Source organism: Shewanella sp. MTB7, from assembly GCF_027571385.1.
Lineage (GTDB): Bacteria > Pseudomonadota > Gammaproteobacteria > Enterobacterales > Shewanellaceae > Shewanella.
In genome coordinates this window covers 5,380,472-5,396,334 of the sequence record NZ_CP085636.1, presented here as the reverse complement: position 1 = coordinate 5,396,334, position 15,863 = coordinate 5,380,472, and the positions used below count along the sequence as shown (strand labels likewise).

General features: G+C 41.4%; 22 protein-coding genes. 7 read left to right on the top strand and 15 right to left on the bottom strand.

Going from position 1 to position 15,863, the window contains the following annotated elements; all coding sequences use genetic code 11:
* Positions 1–425: 425 nt before the first annotated feature.
* From HWQ47_RS23455 to HWQ47_RS23395, 14 genes are all read right to left on the bottom strand, one after another.
* Entirely contained in the window at positions 426–806 is a 381-nt protein-coding gene (locus HWQ47_RS23455) for a hypothetical protein (RefSeq protein WP_269968405.1), read from the bottom strand.
* 115 nt (positions 807–921) lie between these two features.
* On the bottom strand, positions 922–1,587 hold the full coding sequence (locus HWQ47_RS23450; protein WP_269968404.1) for a hypothetical protein: 666 nt from the start codon (positions 1,585–1,587) through the stop codon (positions 922–924).
* Between the two features lie 1,683 nt (positions 1,588–3,270).
* Positions 3,271–3,528, bottom strand: coding sequence for an ogr/Delta-like zinc finger family protein (locus tag HWQ47_RS28140; protein WP_443020105.1), 258 nt, complete (start codon positions 3,526–3,528; stop codon positions 3,271–3,273).
* Positions 3,529–3,540: 12 nt separating this feature from the next.
* The gene (locus HWQ47_RS23445) at positions 3,541–3,843 is read right to left on the bottom strand and encodes a hypothetical protein (RefSeq protein WP_269968403.1); all 303 of its coding nucleotides are present in this window, start codon (positions 3,841–3,843) and stop codon (positions 3,541–3,543) included.
* Positions 3,844–3,899: 56 nt separating this feature from the next.
* Positions 3,900–5,510, bottom strand: a complete 1,611-nt coding sequence (locus tag HWQ47_RS23440) for a replication endonuclease (RefSeq protein WP_269968402.1) — start codon at positions 5,508–5,510, stop codon at positions 3,900–3,902.
* A gap of 396 nt (positions 5,511–5,906) precedes the next feature.
* Positions 5,907–6,137 (bottom strand): hypothetical protein, encoded by a 231-nt coding sequence (locus HWQ47_RS23435; RefSeq protein ID WP_269968401.1) that lies wholly within the window; start codon positions 6,135–6,137, stop codon positions 5,907–5,909.
* Positions 6,124–6,759: a 3'-5' exonuclease gene (locus HWQ47_RS23430; protein WP_269968400.1), complete on the bottom strand. Its 636-nt coding sequence runs from the start codon at positions 6,757–6,759 to the stop codon at positions 6,124–6,126. The genes HWQ47_RS23435 and HWQ47_RS23430 overlap by 14 nt, the downstream gene beginning before the upstream one ends.
* A 67-nt stretch (positions 6,760–6,826) precedes the next feature.
* On the bottom strand, positions 6,827–7,072 hold the full coding sequence (locus HWQ47_RS23425) for a hypothetical protein (RefSeq protein ID WP_269968399.1): 246 nt from the start codon (positions 7,070–7,072) through the stop codon (positions 6,827–6,829).
* Entirely contained in the window at positions 7,069–7,329 is a 261-nt protein-coding gene (locus tag HWQ47_RS23420; RefSeq protein ID WP_269968398.1) for a hypothetical protein, read from the bottom strand. Before HWQ47_RS23420 ends, HWQ47_RS23425 begins: the two co-directional genes overlap by 4 nt.
* Entirely contained in the window at positions 7,326–7,499 is a 174-nt protein-coding gene (locus HWQ47_RS23415; RefSeq protein WP_269968397.1) for a hypothetical protein, read from the bottom strand. Before HWQ47_RS23415 ends, HWQ47_RS23420 begins: the two co-directional genes overlap by 4 nt.
* Positions 7,496–7,732: a hypothetical protein gene (locus tag HWQ47_RS23410; RefSeq protein ID WP_269968396.1), complete on the bottom strand. Its 237-nt coding sequence runs from the start codon at positions 7,730–7,732 to the stop codon at positions 7,496–7,498. Before HWQ47_RS23410 ends, HWQ47_RS23415 begins: the two co-directional genes overlap by 4 nt.
* Before the next feature lie 3 nt (positions 7,733–7,735).
* Positions 7,736–8,047 (bottom strand): hypothetical protein, encoded by a 312-nt coding sequence (locus HWQ47_RS23405; protein WP_269968395.1) that lies wholly within the window; start codon positions 8,045–8,047, stop codon positions 7,736–7,738.
* 60 nt (positions 8,048–8,107) lie between these two features.
* Positions 8,108–8,425, bottom strand: coding sequence for a hypothetical protein (locus HWQ47_RS23400; RefSeq protein ID WP_269968394.1), 318 nt, complete (start codon positions 8,423–8,425; stop codon positions 8,108–8,110).
* Positions 8,422–8,661, bottom strand: coding sequence for a hypothetical protein (locus HWQ47_RS23395; RefSeq protein WP_269968393.1), 240 nt, complete (start codon positions 8,659–8,661; stop codon positions 8,422–8,424). The genes HWQ47_RS23400 and HWQ47_RS23395 overlap by 4 nt, the downstream gene beginning before the upstream one ends.
* Before the next feature lie 94 nt (positions 8,662–8,755).
* Here HWQ47_RS23395 and HWQ47_RS23390 point away from each other — a divergent pair, with 94 nt between their 5' ends.
* Both HWQ47_RS23390 and HWQ47_RS23385 read left to right on the top strand, forming a co-directional pair.
* A complete protein-coding gene (locus tag HWQ47_RS23390) occupies positions 8,756–9,046 on the top strand; it encodes a helix-turn-helix domain-containing protein (RefSeq protein ID WP_269968392.1) in 291 nt (96 codons plus the stop codon).
* 48 nt (positions 9,047–9,094) lie between these two features.
* Positions 9,095–10,081 (top strand): phage integrase, encoded by a 987-nt coding sequence (locus tag HWQ47_RS23385; RefSeq protein WP_269968391.1) that lies wholly within the window; start codon positions 9,095–9,097, stop codon positions 10,079–10,081.
* A 165-nt stretch (positions 10,082–10,246) separates the two neighbouring features.
* Here HWQ47_RS23385 and HWQ47_RS23380 read toward each other — a convergent pair whose 3' ends face one another.
* Positions 10,247–10,414 (bottom strand): hypothetical protein, encoded by a 168-nt coding sequence (locus tag HWQ47_RS23380; RefSeq protein WP_269968390.1) that lies wholly within the window; start codon positions 10,412–10,414, stop codon positions 10,247–10,249.
* A 441-nt stretch (positions 10,415–10,855) separates the two neighbouring features.
* Between HWQ47_RS23380 and tsaE the strand changes: the two genes are divergently transcribed.
* The 5 genes from tsaE (at position 10,856) to hfq (ending at position 15,859) form a co-directional block, all read left to right on the top strand.
* A complete protein-coding gene (gene tsaE / locus HWQ47_RS23375) occupies positions 10,856–11,314 on the top strand; it encodes a tRNA (adenosine(37)-N6)-threonylcarbamoyltransferase complex ATPase subunit type 1 TsaE (RefSeq protein WP_269968389.1) in 459 nt (152 codons plus the stop codon).
* Between the two features lie 2 nt (positions 11,315–11,316).
* Positions 11,317–12,636, top strand: a complete 1,320-nt coding sequence (locus HWQ47_RS23370) for an N-acetylmuramoyl-L-alanine amidase (RefSeq protein WP_269968388.1) — start codon at positions 11,317–11,319, stop codon at positions 12,634–12,636.
* A gap of 58 nt (positions 12,637–12,694) precedes the next feature.
* Positions 12,695–14,533, top strand: coding sequence for a DNA mismatch repair endonuclease MutL (gene mutL / locus HWQ47_RS23365; RefSeq protein WP_269968387.1), 1,839 nt, complete (start codon positions 12,695–12,697; stop codon positions 14,531–14,533).
* A 55-nt stretch (positions 14,534–14,588) separates the two neighbouring features.
* Positions 14,589–15,479, top strand: coding sequence for a tRNA (adenosine(37)-N6)-dimethylallyltransferase MiaA (gene miaA, locus HWQ47_RS23360; RefSeq protein ID WP_269971841.1), 891 nt, complete (start codon positions 14,589–14,591; stop codon positions 15,477–15,479).
* A 92-nt stretch (positions 15,480–15,571) separates the two neighbouring features.
* Positions 15,572–15,859 (top strand): RNA chaperone Hfq, encoded by a 288-nt coding sequence (hfq, locus tag HWQ47_RS23355; RefSeq protein WP_269968386.1) that lies wholly within the window; start codon positions 15,572–15,574, stop codon positions 15,857–15,859.
* Positions 15,860–15,863 lie beyond the last annotated feature (4 nt).

Genomic DNA, 15,863 nt, shown 5'->3' with positions numbered 1-15,863 from the left:
TGATATTTATGCAACTAGGATAAGTGGCCCCCATAAGATTTAGGCACTTTAACTTAATCGACATATTTACTGATATTTAGCAATCCACTCTAGAAGCGATGCTTAAACTGAACAAAAATACGTAACGATAATTACGTGCTATTTGATACTTTTTTCAATAGATTTCTTATGGGAAATTCTGATTGTTACAAAATGACTGAGTAATTGTACTAACGAGGAAAGGGGCAAAAGTGTCTTAGAGCGATCACTCTAAAACGTATCTGGACAAAAGTGATTTAGAGTTAAAGCTTTTAGAATTATGATTGTCATTAGGGAAACTATGGCAATCAATTATACTGTCCCCCAACTCCGGGTTGCACAATTATAGTCCGTAATGCACGAACGCAGCCAATCTGGTTAAATCTGCCTACAGTGTCTTGTTATGTTCATTTTCTATAAGCAACTGGGCAAGAACAGGTGCTTAAATCACCCCGCGCGTACTTAACTTTTACATCTTGGGACATTCCATTTTTAAGTCTAGGTATTTTCGAAATCCATTTTCCACTAAGCAGAAGAACAGCTGATACATAGTCAGAATTTTCATTACAATATTTATGGCCGTACCACTTTTCAACTAAAAATTCAGCTCTCTTTCTCGAGGGGATTTTATTCTTACCAGTTAGAAAATAGTAGGCTTCTCTAAACCTTTTTCTTCTCCAGTTTTTTTGATTATTATGTAACTGTTTTATTATTTCCTTTGCAATCTTTTCATCTAACTCGAAAGAAGCGTCTCTCTTTGACATTTTAACCTCACTTCCGATGAACATAACGCCTGCATAACACGTTTGCTACTATGCAGATTAAGCTTAAATTTACCACTAATACGGTAAACCAAAAGACAATTTAGAATGCCGAATGTAGTAAATCGTGTTGATGCAATTGTTAGCTGCTAGATTCAAGGTGTAGCTTATGTACTGCATTACAAAGCACTTTTAGCCAAATAAAAAATTCCTCGAAGCTTGGATCTAAATGCAATTCATCGTCAGGGAGATCAACTTCGGGGACTAACATTAAGCATCCAGTATTGGGTTTCAACTGTATACTTGTAATCTCAAATATTACACTATCATCAGTGTTAACTGGCAGCCATTCTAAGTATGTTGGAAATTGATAGATAAACTTGTCTGTCGCAGCTAAAAATAGATCCACGATATCAATAAAATCTTTTGCCTCAGACTCTGTAGGGATGTAATATTTATGTTCAACTTTATTTCGAACAGTATTTAATCTTTTCAGAATCTTTGGTGTCACAACTCCACATTTTTGGCAATATTCAAGATAGCGATGAAAATTTGGATAACCTCGTTCAGGAGTTGGAAAGCCAAAACCTTTCGCTATTGTCTCAACTTGTAGATGTAAAGCCCGCTTTGCATTTGATAACGTATTAACTAAAGATCTCTCAGATTTTATCTCCCCACTTTCTTCCATATCTTGAATTGCAAAATCAAGGTAGTGGCGAGGTGTGGTTGCAACTGGATATTCCAGTTTCTCCCAACTAGTAGAAAATGCCGGATCGAAATCACTATAATTGGATGGTAAAGGTATCAAAATTTATCCCCCTAAATCTAAATTCACGTTATGGCAGCTAATATTTGTATAGTACGCATGCGCGTATATATTGCAAAATGGCATGCACATTTTATGAACCTATTAGTTAAGCCGAGCTTAAGTAAAGCCATTGATTAATAAGCACTCTAATCCGTATACCCAAAGTAATTAGTAACAGCCATTTATCGATTAGTAAAAGTAGGTCAGCAGGCTTGTTGTTTATCTGTGTCTCTCATCATCTGAAACTCATAAAGGGGCATAAATGCTTTATAGATTAAGCTCTAATGTGTCATTACCATTTCCAATTTGCGTCAATTATACACATGCCTAGACCAATGTAAACAAGGGTGTAGTTTTATTTTTATTAACTGAGACTCAGCATCTGAAAAATCGAGCTGCAACTGATAAGAAAAAATAGGGGAAATGGATAGGGTATGTGCATAGCTAAAAATGGCTTCAAGCTCGTTTTGGGGCATAAATGTGTTTGCGCTAAAGACACGCAATCTTTCTATTGCTAAATTCCGTGGCTTTTATTTTGCAAAACGATGACTAGTTATATTAGAGTTTAATTGTGTAGCTTTGTGCAGTTCCAGTTTTTGCTAATATGCTCTGCAATGCCCGTCTCTTCTCGATCTTTGCGATCACTCACGATCTTTTTTACTTCACTGTTTTTTATCTACACCCCACGGAAAATAGAGGGTTTTATATTATTATCAATTAGTTAGACTGTTTTATCTGCGTGGGCTTGATCTTTCATTTCTGCACAAAACTGCAATTTCTTGCACACTTGTGCAGAAATATACAATCTGTTTTACCCTACCTAAGCCCATACGGGGCGTGGCTTAGCGGCTTTTTGCATGGCAAAATATTTCTGCAATTTTTTAGTATAAAAGCCCGCAGCTTTGGGGGGGGAGTTGTACGGATTCCGTGGGTTTTACGTGGCCCTGTAGATTCCGTGGGTATGGCTGGATGCTTCACTATGATGATCCCGCACTGAATTTGACACAAAGACGCACAAACAACGAGACGCACTGTAAAGCACCGATGTTGATTCAGCGCGGCCAATATGTCGCGGCCAGTTACCAAGCCTTGAGTGTATGGATGGCGTTTTGGTGTTGAGGTGATGCCAAACACTGATCACAGGTAGGTTTCGGGCTGTGTATTGTGGAAACCCTGTATTCGTCACTCGAAAACGACCAATGGGTAAATGGTTATGTGGAAGCCGATCCTTTTTAAAAGTACTCGAACTTGCCTTTAGCACGCCCCCTGGCTTTGAATGCCACGAACGACCCAACCGAATGCCATTCCTATCAATTAAGGATTTAATTTGCTGATAGGTTTTGTGAATACCAAACTGTTGATAAAACAGTTTGGGTATGTCTACCGCTCGGTATACCAAGTACGTTTCAGCAATAAACGCAAGCTGTTCTATTCTGATGTTACTCGGAACACTTTTTTTGGACTTAGGCGCCCTCCAATTTCGGTCATTAATAAATTTGTTATTGGAAATGACCCTTCTTATTTGATAAGGGGTTTTATCAAGATTAAATCTCTGGTTAAAAACAATGGTTAAATGGTTAAATGGTTAATTTCTATTGTCTTATAATTCAACTTGATAAAATCAAGCATTTCAACCGAGTACCTCACCCCCTTTGACATACTATTATTCTCCGTCTTTCAGGATTACAGGTACGTTAGCTGTAACTGTTTAATCAGTTTTTTTTGCTGTGCAGGTTCCATTCGTTGCACCATATTGATGAGCAGCTCATTTGTTTGCTGTAGGCTTGGGTTCAAGGTTTTCTCATATGACCAGGATGCCACAAACGAGTGACTACACTTTGGGTTGGTGCAAATGCAGTAAAATTTGGCGTAGCCAGGCATTGCATCCTTTGTGCTTTGAATGATTGATTTACTGCCGCATACATTACAGGTTATACGCATTCACTGTCCTTTCTAAAAGAATTCAAACTCATGATCATCTTCATCTAGCTGATGTTCGAACCACAACTGACCCTCTCTGAGCCACCAAACTTTACCCCTGTCAGTCAATATTCCTGAGCCGTTGGCGATTTGGTCTAATGTATGGGGATCTGTTACCCCGTTAGAGGCTAATTCTCTAAAGTTATCCTCTGAAATTTGATGTCTCGGACGGCTTGAAATGGCGCCTGTACAGTTATTCCTACAAGTCCAAGGTAGAGCAGAAGCGACAGGCAAAGGCGACAAGCCCGAATGCTGTGGTTGCTTCCACCTTGGCATTTTTTTTCTTAAGTTCTTTCTTGCTCATGCGCTCATTTTCTGGCATTTGACGTGCATCAAAAAAAGAACAAAGCTCGACGTTTCTTAAGGGCTTGGTAAGCGTCTTTCTCAGTGTCGGAGGCACCTCGTAATGTCCATTTTTCTCCGCGCGTGATGATGTTTCGATGTTGCCCGAACGCTATCCCGTCAAGCCCTTGCACCCGCTTGACCACTTCGCCGTACTCATTACCACATTCGGTAATGTCATAGCTCAGCGTTAGCTTTGCGGTTTTCATTGCAGCTTCAAAGCCTTTCCAATCCGATGCGCAAGCAGCAGATTTAGCGGCTTCTATTTCAGGAGATTGTGGACCAACCTTGATACGTCTTAACTCGCGCCACACTTGTACGGATTCAGTGCCATAGAATTGAAATTGACGTAGGTGATATCGGCTGGCCCACGCTCTCGCAAATTTTGCGCCCTCAGAAACCTCAACGTTGGCTTCTAAATCCAATTCACCTTGCATGAACTCACCTTCAATGTTTTTTGACAGGTACTTAATGACGTAACCCACAGCACCTCGCTTATCGATAGGCTTTATGTCTAACCGTTTTTCCTTTGCGCCTTTTTCATGGCCATCAACTTGGAAAGCATATCTGGTCACCAATTTTTTGAAGGTTTCCTCATGCTCAGGCTGAATAAACGTGCACATGTGCCAGTGTGGCGTTCCGTCCTTATGAGGCTCAGCGACACGAATGCCAGGAATGTTAATCCCTCGGTAATCCAAAGCCGAACGGAGTTTGGCGAACTGTTTGACCAGGTATTCTTGCGCGACTTTATAATTGGTCATGTTCCACTTGTATGAGTTAGCGTGGTATTTGCTTGGACAGGTAATGGTGATCATAAAACCAATCATTCCGGCGTCCTTAGCCATTTCCTCAACACCACGGGCACGAACAACGAGTTCGACTAAACGATTTGATGGGTTGGCATTACCCGCCATAGCGGCCTCGACCAATGGCAAGACCACACCTTCATCATTTTCAATCATGGTGTCTTCTAGCCACTTCATGGCACTTTTTTGTTGCTGAATAAATTCTTGAAGTGTTTCCTCGCTGACGTATGGGCGCGAGTCAGATACCAATCCCGCTGCAACGTTCATGTGTTCACAGCACAAGTCACGCATTCTGTTTAATTGTTTTCCCCACCATTTGGGACAGGTCATGCGCAGAAGTCCGCATTCAGCAGCAGCTAAAACATGGTCTCGTTTTACTGCGGCTAAGTAAGGCGGAATGATGTCCCATTGTTCACACAGTGTGGCTGCTGCAAAGTAGGCGGTGAAGCGTCTATCTTCCCCGTCTTTTTCCTTCGCCTCTAATGCAACTTGCATGACGTTGTAAGCAATTCTATTTGCCACAGCCGTCATACGTTTACTTTTGCGCTGGCGTAGCAGTTCATAACCTAAAAATGGGGGGTGAATGTCTTGCTCTACTTCGTCGTTATAGTGCTTATCATCGCGGTCAATACCCATAATGATGCTGACAAATGACACGTCACTTGCAGGCATAAGCTTTCGTGGCGCCTTAAACCTGATGGCGGGTTTAATTTCTTCTTCGTCGTTTTCATCACCACCAACAGGTTGCAGATATGGCAGTTTGTAGAACGGATAACTTTTCCACACGAGTAGCATTTGTTGCAGTCTTTTACTGACTAAAAGGAGGGCGTTATCGCGCCCCTCTCTTTTTTCATCTGTGTAAAAATCTTTCATGAGGCTATTGCGGATACGATGAGGCAACGGCGCGATAAGCTCTCTAATCATAGGGAGCTCAATGGCTCTTTTAGGGCGGTTGAAAATCGACTCGTACAGTGCTTCTATGTCTACTGGCGGCGAGGGTTAACGGCTTCGTCTTCCCATAAATCGACCGCCCAAAGATTAGGCTTTAATCCTGTCCTGACGGGTAGATTATCAGGCATAGGGGAAGGCAAGTTATTTAACCTGTAGGGCTTTTTAGGGCGAGAAGTTAATACCTGAGCATTAATCATGTGCGTGAATTAATGCTCAGGTGAACAAGGAGACTAAGCAGGTTCAACGTGCTGCCTTCACTTTCTCAATGGTTCTGCGAATGCCTTTGGCGAGATTGATCAACCCTTTACCGTGCGCTTGATAGTAAAGACAATCAAGCGCGCCGCGCTCAGCAGCCATGCCGAGTGCCGAGTCAGTGGAGCGTTCGACACGGTCAATGACCATTGCGTGGCGCAACATAACCTTATGGTGACGGTAGTGTTTTAGAAGATGATTAAATTCAGGGTTTTTCATTGCTACGCCTCGCCATTTTGAGGATCACTTCACGTGTTAATTGACAATCTTCAAGCGCACGATGACGTGTAGATGGGAGTTCAATACCCATTTGCTTTGCTGCATTTTCGAGTGAATGCCATTTGTATTCACCATAGGCGTTGTTCCAATCTCCCCTGAATTGGGCATAATTCAACATGGCGCAGTGCCAACGATTCGTATTATCTGAATGCTGCCGTATGCATGGGACTAATTGACATTCAACTGTGAAAGGCATGGTTATATGCAGTGTTGATAGCAATAGCCTCAAATCGAATGAAGCATTCCAAGCAACAATTTCACGCCCGAGAGTGGTCTCTAAAAGATCTATTAATACAAGATTAAATTCAGGTGCGTTTTCAACCATGTCATTAGTGATCCCGTGTATAGCAATAACTTCATCAGGGATTGGTGTAGTGGGCTTAACTAGGGTGTTCATAATGATGTTGCCAGTGGCTAACTCAATAGCGGCAACCTCGACAACCTCACAGCCCCATTCAAGACCTGTCGTTTCTGTATCAAGAATGATGGCGTTTGAGGATATCCATTTTTTGGCTATTTCAGCGGCATAGATGCTTTCGACATTACTTTCACAGGTAGTCATGACGGCTCTCCAACTCGTGGGCTGTTAATGACATAAGGAGCCTGAACTGCCTCTCTCAATTTCTTTATTAAGGCGTGTTCTTTTCAGTTGCCGCCAATAACTTAACGCTGACGCATGACGGGCAGGCGACTAAACACGTTTCATCCAATGCTTCGCACCCGTACCAGCCTTCTTTACCAGCTAAATCGATAATTTCATTAGTACTGCATCGCTTCTTAGCTAAAATAACGAGTTCCGATCCACACTTAGAGCAGCTGATGACGAAAGCCACATACGCTTTAATTTTTGATACTTCGATTGGGACGAGTTTCATGATTGCTGCTCCTTGCGGCCAGCCAGTAATTTATTGGCTTTATTTATGATGGTTTGCAGTGCTTCCTTACGAGAAGGTTGGCCGTTTTTGTCTGCGCGGTTTTTATCTCTTCGCTTTAGTTCTTCAAGTGCGCTTGTTGCGGCGAGCAGCGCTCCTTGTGGATCAAGCCTTAATTCACACTCAAGTATGCCTTTGCAATCGTTAACTGGGCCGTTAACAAGATGGGAAATAAAATAGGAAATCCTTTTATTGTTCATGATACTTCTCCGGTTAATTCTGAAACGCTGATACCAAGGCTTCTAGCTTCTTTGATGAGTGCTATTTTTTGGCGGCATGCCAATTGATGACGGCTAGCATCCGTTGGCTTATCTCTATACTCGGCTTTTGGCCGTGGGGGATAGTTGCTGACTGAGTTCAGAAGATTCATGCTGGTGCCCTTAGCGGAATGCGCAGTTTAGATTCGGCGTCTAACGCAAAAGCGTCAGCTCGTTCTTGATTGAACTCACCAATCTCACTTGAATCGATATACTGAGCAATGCCCCATCCGTCATGATTGTCAGGCGTGTACGTGACACAAACTTGTTTAACGGGAAAGTTAACATTCCAGCGTGGACTGGATACTGTGACAATACCGTGGGTAACTAAGAATAATTTAGCCATGGCTTAACTCCTCAGTTCGAAATGCAGCGCATCTTGCAAGCCGATTGCTTCTAGCAAATCAAGGCATAAGATACGTAACGTATTATCTTTGAGAACATCCTTAGCAACGCGGGATAGTCCGTATGCCATACCACTGTAATAATCGGAGCGGTTATTACATTTGTTTAACGATGCAGCATTACGTTGATAGACATCGGCCATTAACCGACGCATGTCTAAATGTTGTTGATTGGTTAAATCGAATTCCCACTTGATTGCAGGAATGAATGCAGAGTTGCAAGCGGGTTGTTCTACTGCTAAGATCTGATTTATCATTTTATACTTCCCTAAGTTATGAATTGATACGCCATTTCAGCTCGAACTGAAGTGGCTTTTTTACGCCTGTGTTTTAGTGTTTCTCTTGGGTTTGTGGCTGAACTGTTCACGACTCAACATCCCCCCGCCAAAAACGTGATTAATTTCACCCAGTGCAATGATTGATAGTCTTATTTCTTCGCGTTCGTCATAGCTCATTTCGTCTATTGACTTCGAGATATACAAACTTGGTTTGAGCTTTGCGCCAAACAAGATCATGGCTTTTTGTTGTTCGGTAAGTCGGTCATATAAACTGGCTACATGACTACGACCTATTAACTCTCTCGCCGCATCGAATGGACTTGGTGTTTCTGGTATGTCGTTTTGAATGTTTGTCATAGCGAATATTCAGCAGCAGGTACTTTCATATTCCACTGAGCCGCCTCTGAACATGTCTGAGCCATAGCAATTAAATTCACATATTTTCTACAACCACGACCAGCTTGAATAATTGGCAGCTCCCCTGTTTTCGATTGAGATTCGCAGTGACTCAGTGGCTGGCCTGATCTTCGGGCGTACTCTTCGATAGGAATGGCGGGAAGGTCGAGCTGGATAACAACAGTTGGTTTGCTCAATTTGATATACTCCAAGAGATTGTGAGTGATTGTAAGAGAATATCCCCATATATGGGGAGTTCACAAGATACCCTAACTTGGAGAGTTTTTAAATATGTTTTTTTCAAAACAACTAAAATTAATCAGAAAAGAAGAGAGCCTTACTCAAACAGAGTTAAGCCAACTTACTGATATACCAATAAGAACGATAGAAAAATATGAACAGGGAGTGTCCGAGCCGACACTCAAAAACATGAAGCAAATCACAGAACACCCAATGCTAAAAAAATACACGCTATGGCTGATGACGGGCACGACAGCGCCTGAGTCCGGTCAAGTGTGTCCGGCTTTTTCAACTAATCAAGACACGCACGAAAAATCAGGCTCAGTACGCAAAAAAGCATAATTATTGCCGCGACCGCTTTTTACAAGTGGAACAAGCAAGGGGGTTACTATGTCAATTAAGGCAACCCCTAACGGTTATATGGTCGATATTCGCCCTCGTGGGCGCAACGGAAAAAGATACCGCAAGTCATTTTCGACTAAAGCGGAGGCTCAACAGTTTGAGCGGTGGATTATAGCCACTCAAAATAGTAAGGAATGGGTTAACAAAGCCCGTGATACACGACACTTATCAGTGCTTATTGATGGTTGGTTTAAATACCACGGCCAACATTTAAAAGAGGCTAATAATGAGTTTAGAAAGTTAAAAGCGGTTAACGCATTGCTTGGCAACCCTAAGGCATACCAATTTGATATCAGTATGTTTATGGATTACCGTGCCGAACGCTCCAAAGGAGGCGCGACCGCTGGCACAATTAATCGTGACCACATGTTATTAAGCAGTTTATTCACTGTATTAATTAAGGCTGGACAGTTTCACGGTGAACACCCATTAAAAGGTATCGCTAAAATGAAAAGTAATTCCAAAGAGATGAGTTTTTTATCTTCTAGCGAAATCGAGCTATTGCTTAACAATCTAACAGGTGATGCGCGTAAAATAGCGAAAATTTGCCTTGCTACTGGTGCCCGATGGAGTGAAGCCGCCAACATACAAGGCTCACAAGTTGCTAACTGTAGAGTGACCTTTGTCGACACAAAAAACGGCAAAAATAGGACAATCCCTATATCCAGCAATCTATTTGCTGAAATTTATCACGGTAGAAGTGGTCGACTATTTAACGCTTCTTATAATGATTTTAGGATGTTACTACAGTCACTTAAGTTTGAACTACCCAAAGGTCAAGCAACGCATGTTTTACGCCACACATATGCTAGTCACTTTATGATGAACGGAGGGAATATTTTAACACTACAGCGTATTTTGGGGCATTCAACGATTATGCAAACAATGGCCTATGCGCACCTCGCCCCAGACCATTTACAAGATGCGATAACGTTTAGCCCATTGTCCACAATTTGCCAAAATAGTATCTCTTAAGCTATCTTACAATCACTTAGAATATCAACTAAGTGATTGTTTTATGGGGTAAGTTGTTGATATCACTACCCCTTTAAAGGAACCTTAGGGTACCTTTTTCGTTGTTGTTTTTTAACAAAAGTGCAGAGGTACAGAATGGGTGTAACATTTATTTCAGGTCATTATTCAGTCCTGATCTTTGTCGTTATCTAGCTGAATTATTGCTTTATATATACCAAAAGCAACCAAGAGAATACAGATAAGCAGTAATGCCTGTATTAAAATATTTGATTGTAGTGGCAGGCTAATCAACAGCAAAGATAGTGCTAGAATGGCTAAAGTAAAGAGCTTCATCCTTTTGCTCCAATATAAATGTTCTGTTAAAGATTAATTATCTCTCCCCACAGTGTAGTGATACTTGTTTCTCTTTACGAATTTAAGATTAAATTCAATTGTGAGAGTCAGTCATTACACGGTTAAGCGACTTAATCGACTTAATCGAAATCGTAGGGGGACTGCTTACATCCTGTCAACATCTTAGTAAGGTAGTTCCTGTCATATTCTTCTACTACTTGAGGGCTATGTTTTCAAAGTGAGATTGTCGAACGTACTGTCATGGAAGGTGATAGTTGCTTATTAGCAAGATATTTAATTAAATATATTAGATGCTTAGTTAATGATCTTTAATGTTTTAGTAAAGTTTTACAGCAATTGAGTAAAAGCGGTTTAGCTAGTAAGCTATTTAATATAAAGTATCGGGTTAGAATCGACTTTAGAGTTTTAAAAATAGAGGCCATGGCATCAATTAAAGTGTACTTAGATAATGAGCTAGATACGGTTGAATTAGGACAGCGTTTAGCCGCAATTATTACGCCTCCATTGATCTTAAATCTTTCAGGTGAGCTTGGTGCCGGTAAAACGACTTTGAGTCGCGGTTTAATTCAAGCATTGGGCCATAAGGGGGCGGTGAAAAGCCCCACTTATGCTTTAGTTGAGCCATATGAGTTAGCAGGGGTTGATCTATACCATTTCGATCTTTATCGTTTAAGCGATCCTGAAGAGCTAGAGTATATGGGGATCAGAGATTATTTTACCGAAACCAGTATCTGTGTTGTTGAGTGGCCAGACCGTGGTTATGGATTAATACCTGATGCTGATATTAGTTGTCACATAAAATATGTCGATACAGGTCGAGAGGTTGAGATTGTTTCGGGTTCCGAAAAAGGGCAATTGTTACTGAGTAAATTCAAATAATAATGATAAAAGTAGCTACGATTTTACAGTTTTTCATACTATCGGTGACTCTGTGTTCATCTTTTTTGGCCTACAGCGCGAATAAGCTAGATGGGGTAAGAATTTGGGCGGCTCCAGAGTCGACTCGAGTTGTATTTGATCTCAGTAAAGCACCTGATTTTTCCAATTTCACCTTAACTAATCCCTATCGATTAGTTGTTGATCTGCAAGATACTTCTACCTCTTTTAATCTGGATAAATTGGCTAACAATAGCAAATTAGTAAAAAGAGTTCGAATTAGTAAGCCACCATCTAAAGGGACGTTAAGACTGGTTATTGATCTGACTCAGCCAGTTAAATCTAACTTATTTTCCCTGGCTCCGACAGCTCCCTATGGAAATCGACTCGTGGTTGATCTCGATGCCAGTGGCTCGAACCCTGTGATAAATGCTAGTCAGCCTAAAGTTAAGCTTAGGGATATTGTGGTTGCTATAGATGCTGGGCATGGGGGTGATGATCCTGGTTCAATAGGACCATCTGGGATCTACGAGAAGCAAGTGGTTTTGCAGATAGCAAAGAAAGTAGAAGCTAAGATTAATGCGACTCCTGGAATGAAAGCTGTGATGACCCGTTCTGGTGACTATTTTGTTAATCTCAATAAACGCTCTGATATTGCACGAAACAGTAAAGCTGATCTTCTTATTTCTATTCATGCCGATGCATTTACATCGCCTCAACCTAGAGGTGCTTCAGTTTGGGTATTATCAATGAGGCGGGCTAACAGTGAAATTGGTCGTTGGCTCGAACATAGAGAGAAACATTCAGAGTTATTAGGTGGAGCTGGTGAAATAATTCAAAATACTGACAACGAACAATATTTAGCAATGACTTTATTGGACATGTCCATGGATAGATCGATGGCGATCAGCCACAACATTGCTGATGATGTACTGTCAAACTTAGGTAAAGTGACTAAGTTACACAAATATAAGCCTGAATCGGCTAGTTTCGCTGTTTTGAAATCCCCTGATATCCCCTCTATTTTGGTTGAAACGGGTTTTATTTCGAATCATAAAGAGGAGAAGCTATTATCGCAACGAGATCATCAGAACAATATCGCTAATGCGGTACATAAAGGGGTGCTTAAATACTTTGAATCTAATCCGCCAGTCAATTCCTTAATGGCGAATAAAAGTTTGATTAAGCATAAGGTTCGTAAAGGAGAATCTTTGTCAGTAATCGCGCATAAGTATCAAGTTTCGATAGTCAGTATAAAACAGGCTAATGGTTTGAAGACAAATACCTTAAGAATCGGCCAAAAGTTGGTTATTCCCAGGGCGTAGTTTGCTATAGGCTTAGGAGCATATTTGCTACTGGCCTTAACTATTTAAGATAAAAGATATGACTATACAGATTCTATCGCCACAATTGGCAAATCAAATCGCTGCTGGTGAAGTAGTCGAACGACCCGCTTCAGTGATAAAAGAGTTGGTAGAGAACAGTTTAGATGCTGGTGCAACCCGTGTCGATATAGAGATAGATAAGGGGGGGAGTAAGCTGATAAAGATCCAGGATAATGGTTCCGGGATCCCTAAACTAGAGCTGTCGCTCGCGCTGTCCAGACATGCGACTTCCAAGTTGAGTACTTTAGATGATCTTGATACCATTTTAAGCTTTGGATTTCGTGGTGAAGCGTTAGCAAGTATTAGTTCAGTTTCTCGGTTGACCTTAACGTCACGTACTAGCGATCAAACTGAAGCGTGGCAAGCTTATACTGAAGGTTCTGATATGGCTGTGAAGATCATACCAGCGGCTCATCCTGTAGGCACAAGTATTGAAGCGGTAGATCTGTTTTTTAATACTCCAGCTAGGAGACGATTCCTAAAAAGTGATAAAACTGAGTTTACTCATATTGATGAATGGCTGAAGCGTATTGCTTTGGTAAAACCAGAGATCCATTTCACGTTAAAACACAACGGTAAACAGGTTCGTAATTATCGCCCTGCTAACAATCAAGATCAGTACTTGATGCGTTTAGCTCAAGTCAGCGGAAAAATTTTTGCTGAACAAGCGATCGAGATTAATTCTCAACATGAAGGGTTGAAGTTAAGTGGTTTTATACAGTCGCCCTATTTTGACTCGCCCTCCAGCGATACCCAATTCTTTTATGTTAATGGCAGGTTGATCCGCGATCGTTTAGTGAATCATGCAGTAAAGCAAGCTTTTGCTGAGTATGGCACTGGCGAGCAAACCTCTTATGTGCTGATGCTAGAGATTGAACCTAATCAAGTGGATGTCAATGTCCATCCTGCTAAGCATGAAGTGAGGTTTCATCAAAGTCGCTATGTTCATGATTATATCCTACAAGCCTTACAATCGGCATTGATACAAGTTACTCGAAGTTCAATGCAGTTTCCTGAGAAAAATCAGGGAAAGTCTGTTCAAGAGGATTGGTCTCAAAACAAACCTTTATCAGAGAGTCGTGTCGCAGAGGTGAACCCATCAAGTTATTTGACTAACTTAGGGGGAGGCTCAAGAGGAACACAGAGTGTTTCATTGGGTCAATCAAATTTGGTTTCTTCATATAACAGAGGCAATGGGGCGTCTCGTTCTCAAGCTGAGCTACCTTCAGCAAGTGAAATCGCTGCTTATACAAGGTTGTTAAAGACACCAGAGGTTGATCGAGCCCATTCTCAGCCTAATAGCGATTCGACGAGCCTGATGCCACCAGTGTTAGCAGGTGAATATTGGGTGCATGTTGTGGATGATAAGTTATCTCTGTTATCGATAGAGGCTATTGCAAATTGGCTTGTTAAGAAAGACATTATGGGCAAGATTACCAGTGGATTAGTCAGCCAACCTTTGCTTATGCCTGTGTCAATCAAGTTCGATGAAGATTGGTTAAATACTATCGATGAGAGGGAGCTACTGCTAAGAAAATTAGGCATTGAAATAACAATCCGTCTCGGGCAGTTGATTATAAAAAAAGTGCCCCCATATTTAAGACAGAGTCAATTAGTCACAGTGATCCCTGAGCTATTGCAGTGGCTTAGGTTCGAAGAACCGAGTCACGAGGCTCTGGCCTCTTGGCTAGTAACTCAAGATAAAGCAAGATTTGAGTCGGTAGTAGAAACCTGGCGTGCATTTAGTATGTTGGATAAAGACATTCAACATGAATTAACACAGAAGGCTAAGGTTTTACCTTGGCAGTCTTGGCTAGAAGAGCAACCGAGTGACTGAAGATAGTTCGTTTACACAAACACGTGATGGTGTTTTACCTCAGATCCTAACATTAATGGGTCCTACGGCTTCGGGTAAGACGGCGCTAGCTATAGAGCTGGTTGAACAGCATAACTGTGAAATAATATCAGTTGATTCTGCTCTTATCTACCGAGGAATGGATATCGGTAGTGCAAAGCCCAGTGCAGCAGAGCTTATAAAGGCTCCACATAGATTGATTGATATTCGTGATCCTCAGGAGAGTTATTCGGCAGCAAATTTTAGAATCGATGCTCTGCTAGCGATAGAAGATATTTTAACTAAAGGAAAAACTCCACTATTAGTTGGCGGAACGATGATGTACTTCAAAGCCTTGCTAGAAGGTTTGTCACCACTTCCTGCTGCTGATGATGTCATTAGGAAGCAGATACAAATTGAAGCTGATACTCATGGCTGGCAATATTTGCATGATGAACTCACACGGATAGATTTTGTTTCTGCTGAGCGTATACATCCAAATGACCCGCAACGATTATCCCGGGCTATCGAAGTTTATAGAATTAGTGGTAAGTCGTTAACAGAGTTAACAAAAATCAAATCTGAACCCCTACCTTATGACGTGGTTCAGTTTGCTATTTCGCCGAAAGATCGAAAAGTGTTACATCTTTCTATAGAAGAAAGATTCAAATTGATGTTAAATCAAGGATTCGTTGAAGAAGTGCAGTCGCTCAGGGAACGAAATGAGCTGCATATAGACCTGCCTTCGATGAGGTGTGTTGGCTACAGACAATGTTGGCAACACCTAGATGGCGAGTATGACTATGACACTATGGTCGAAAAAGCGGTAGTTGCTACTAGGCAATTAGCTAAACGTCAATTAACATGGTTAAGAGGGTGGCCTGACCTAAATTGGCTGGAAAGTGGCTTAGAGTCAAACCTAAGCATTGTATTGCGACAATGTCGCTAGTAAGTTAGTTCTTACTATATAATACTAAAACTAAACAAAATTTACGTTGCATTAGTTTTACTACTTATTTTTAATAAAAAGGAAATTACAAAATGGCTAAGGGGCAATCTTTACAAGACCCGTTTTTGAACGCACTGCGCCGTGAGCGCGTTCCTGTTTCTATTTATCTTGTTAATGGCATCAAACTACAAGGACAGGTTGAGTCATTTGATCAATTTGTTATTTTACTGAAAAATACGGTCAGTCAAATGGTCTACAAGCATGCCATTTCAACTGTCGTGCCAGCTCGTCCATTTAACGTGAGTGCCCATCACGCAACACCTGCCCCAACACCAGCCGGTGGTTTTAATGGTCAGAGTGATGAGACTAGTGAGTCATAATTGT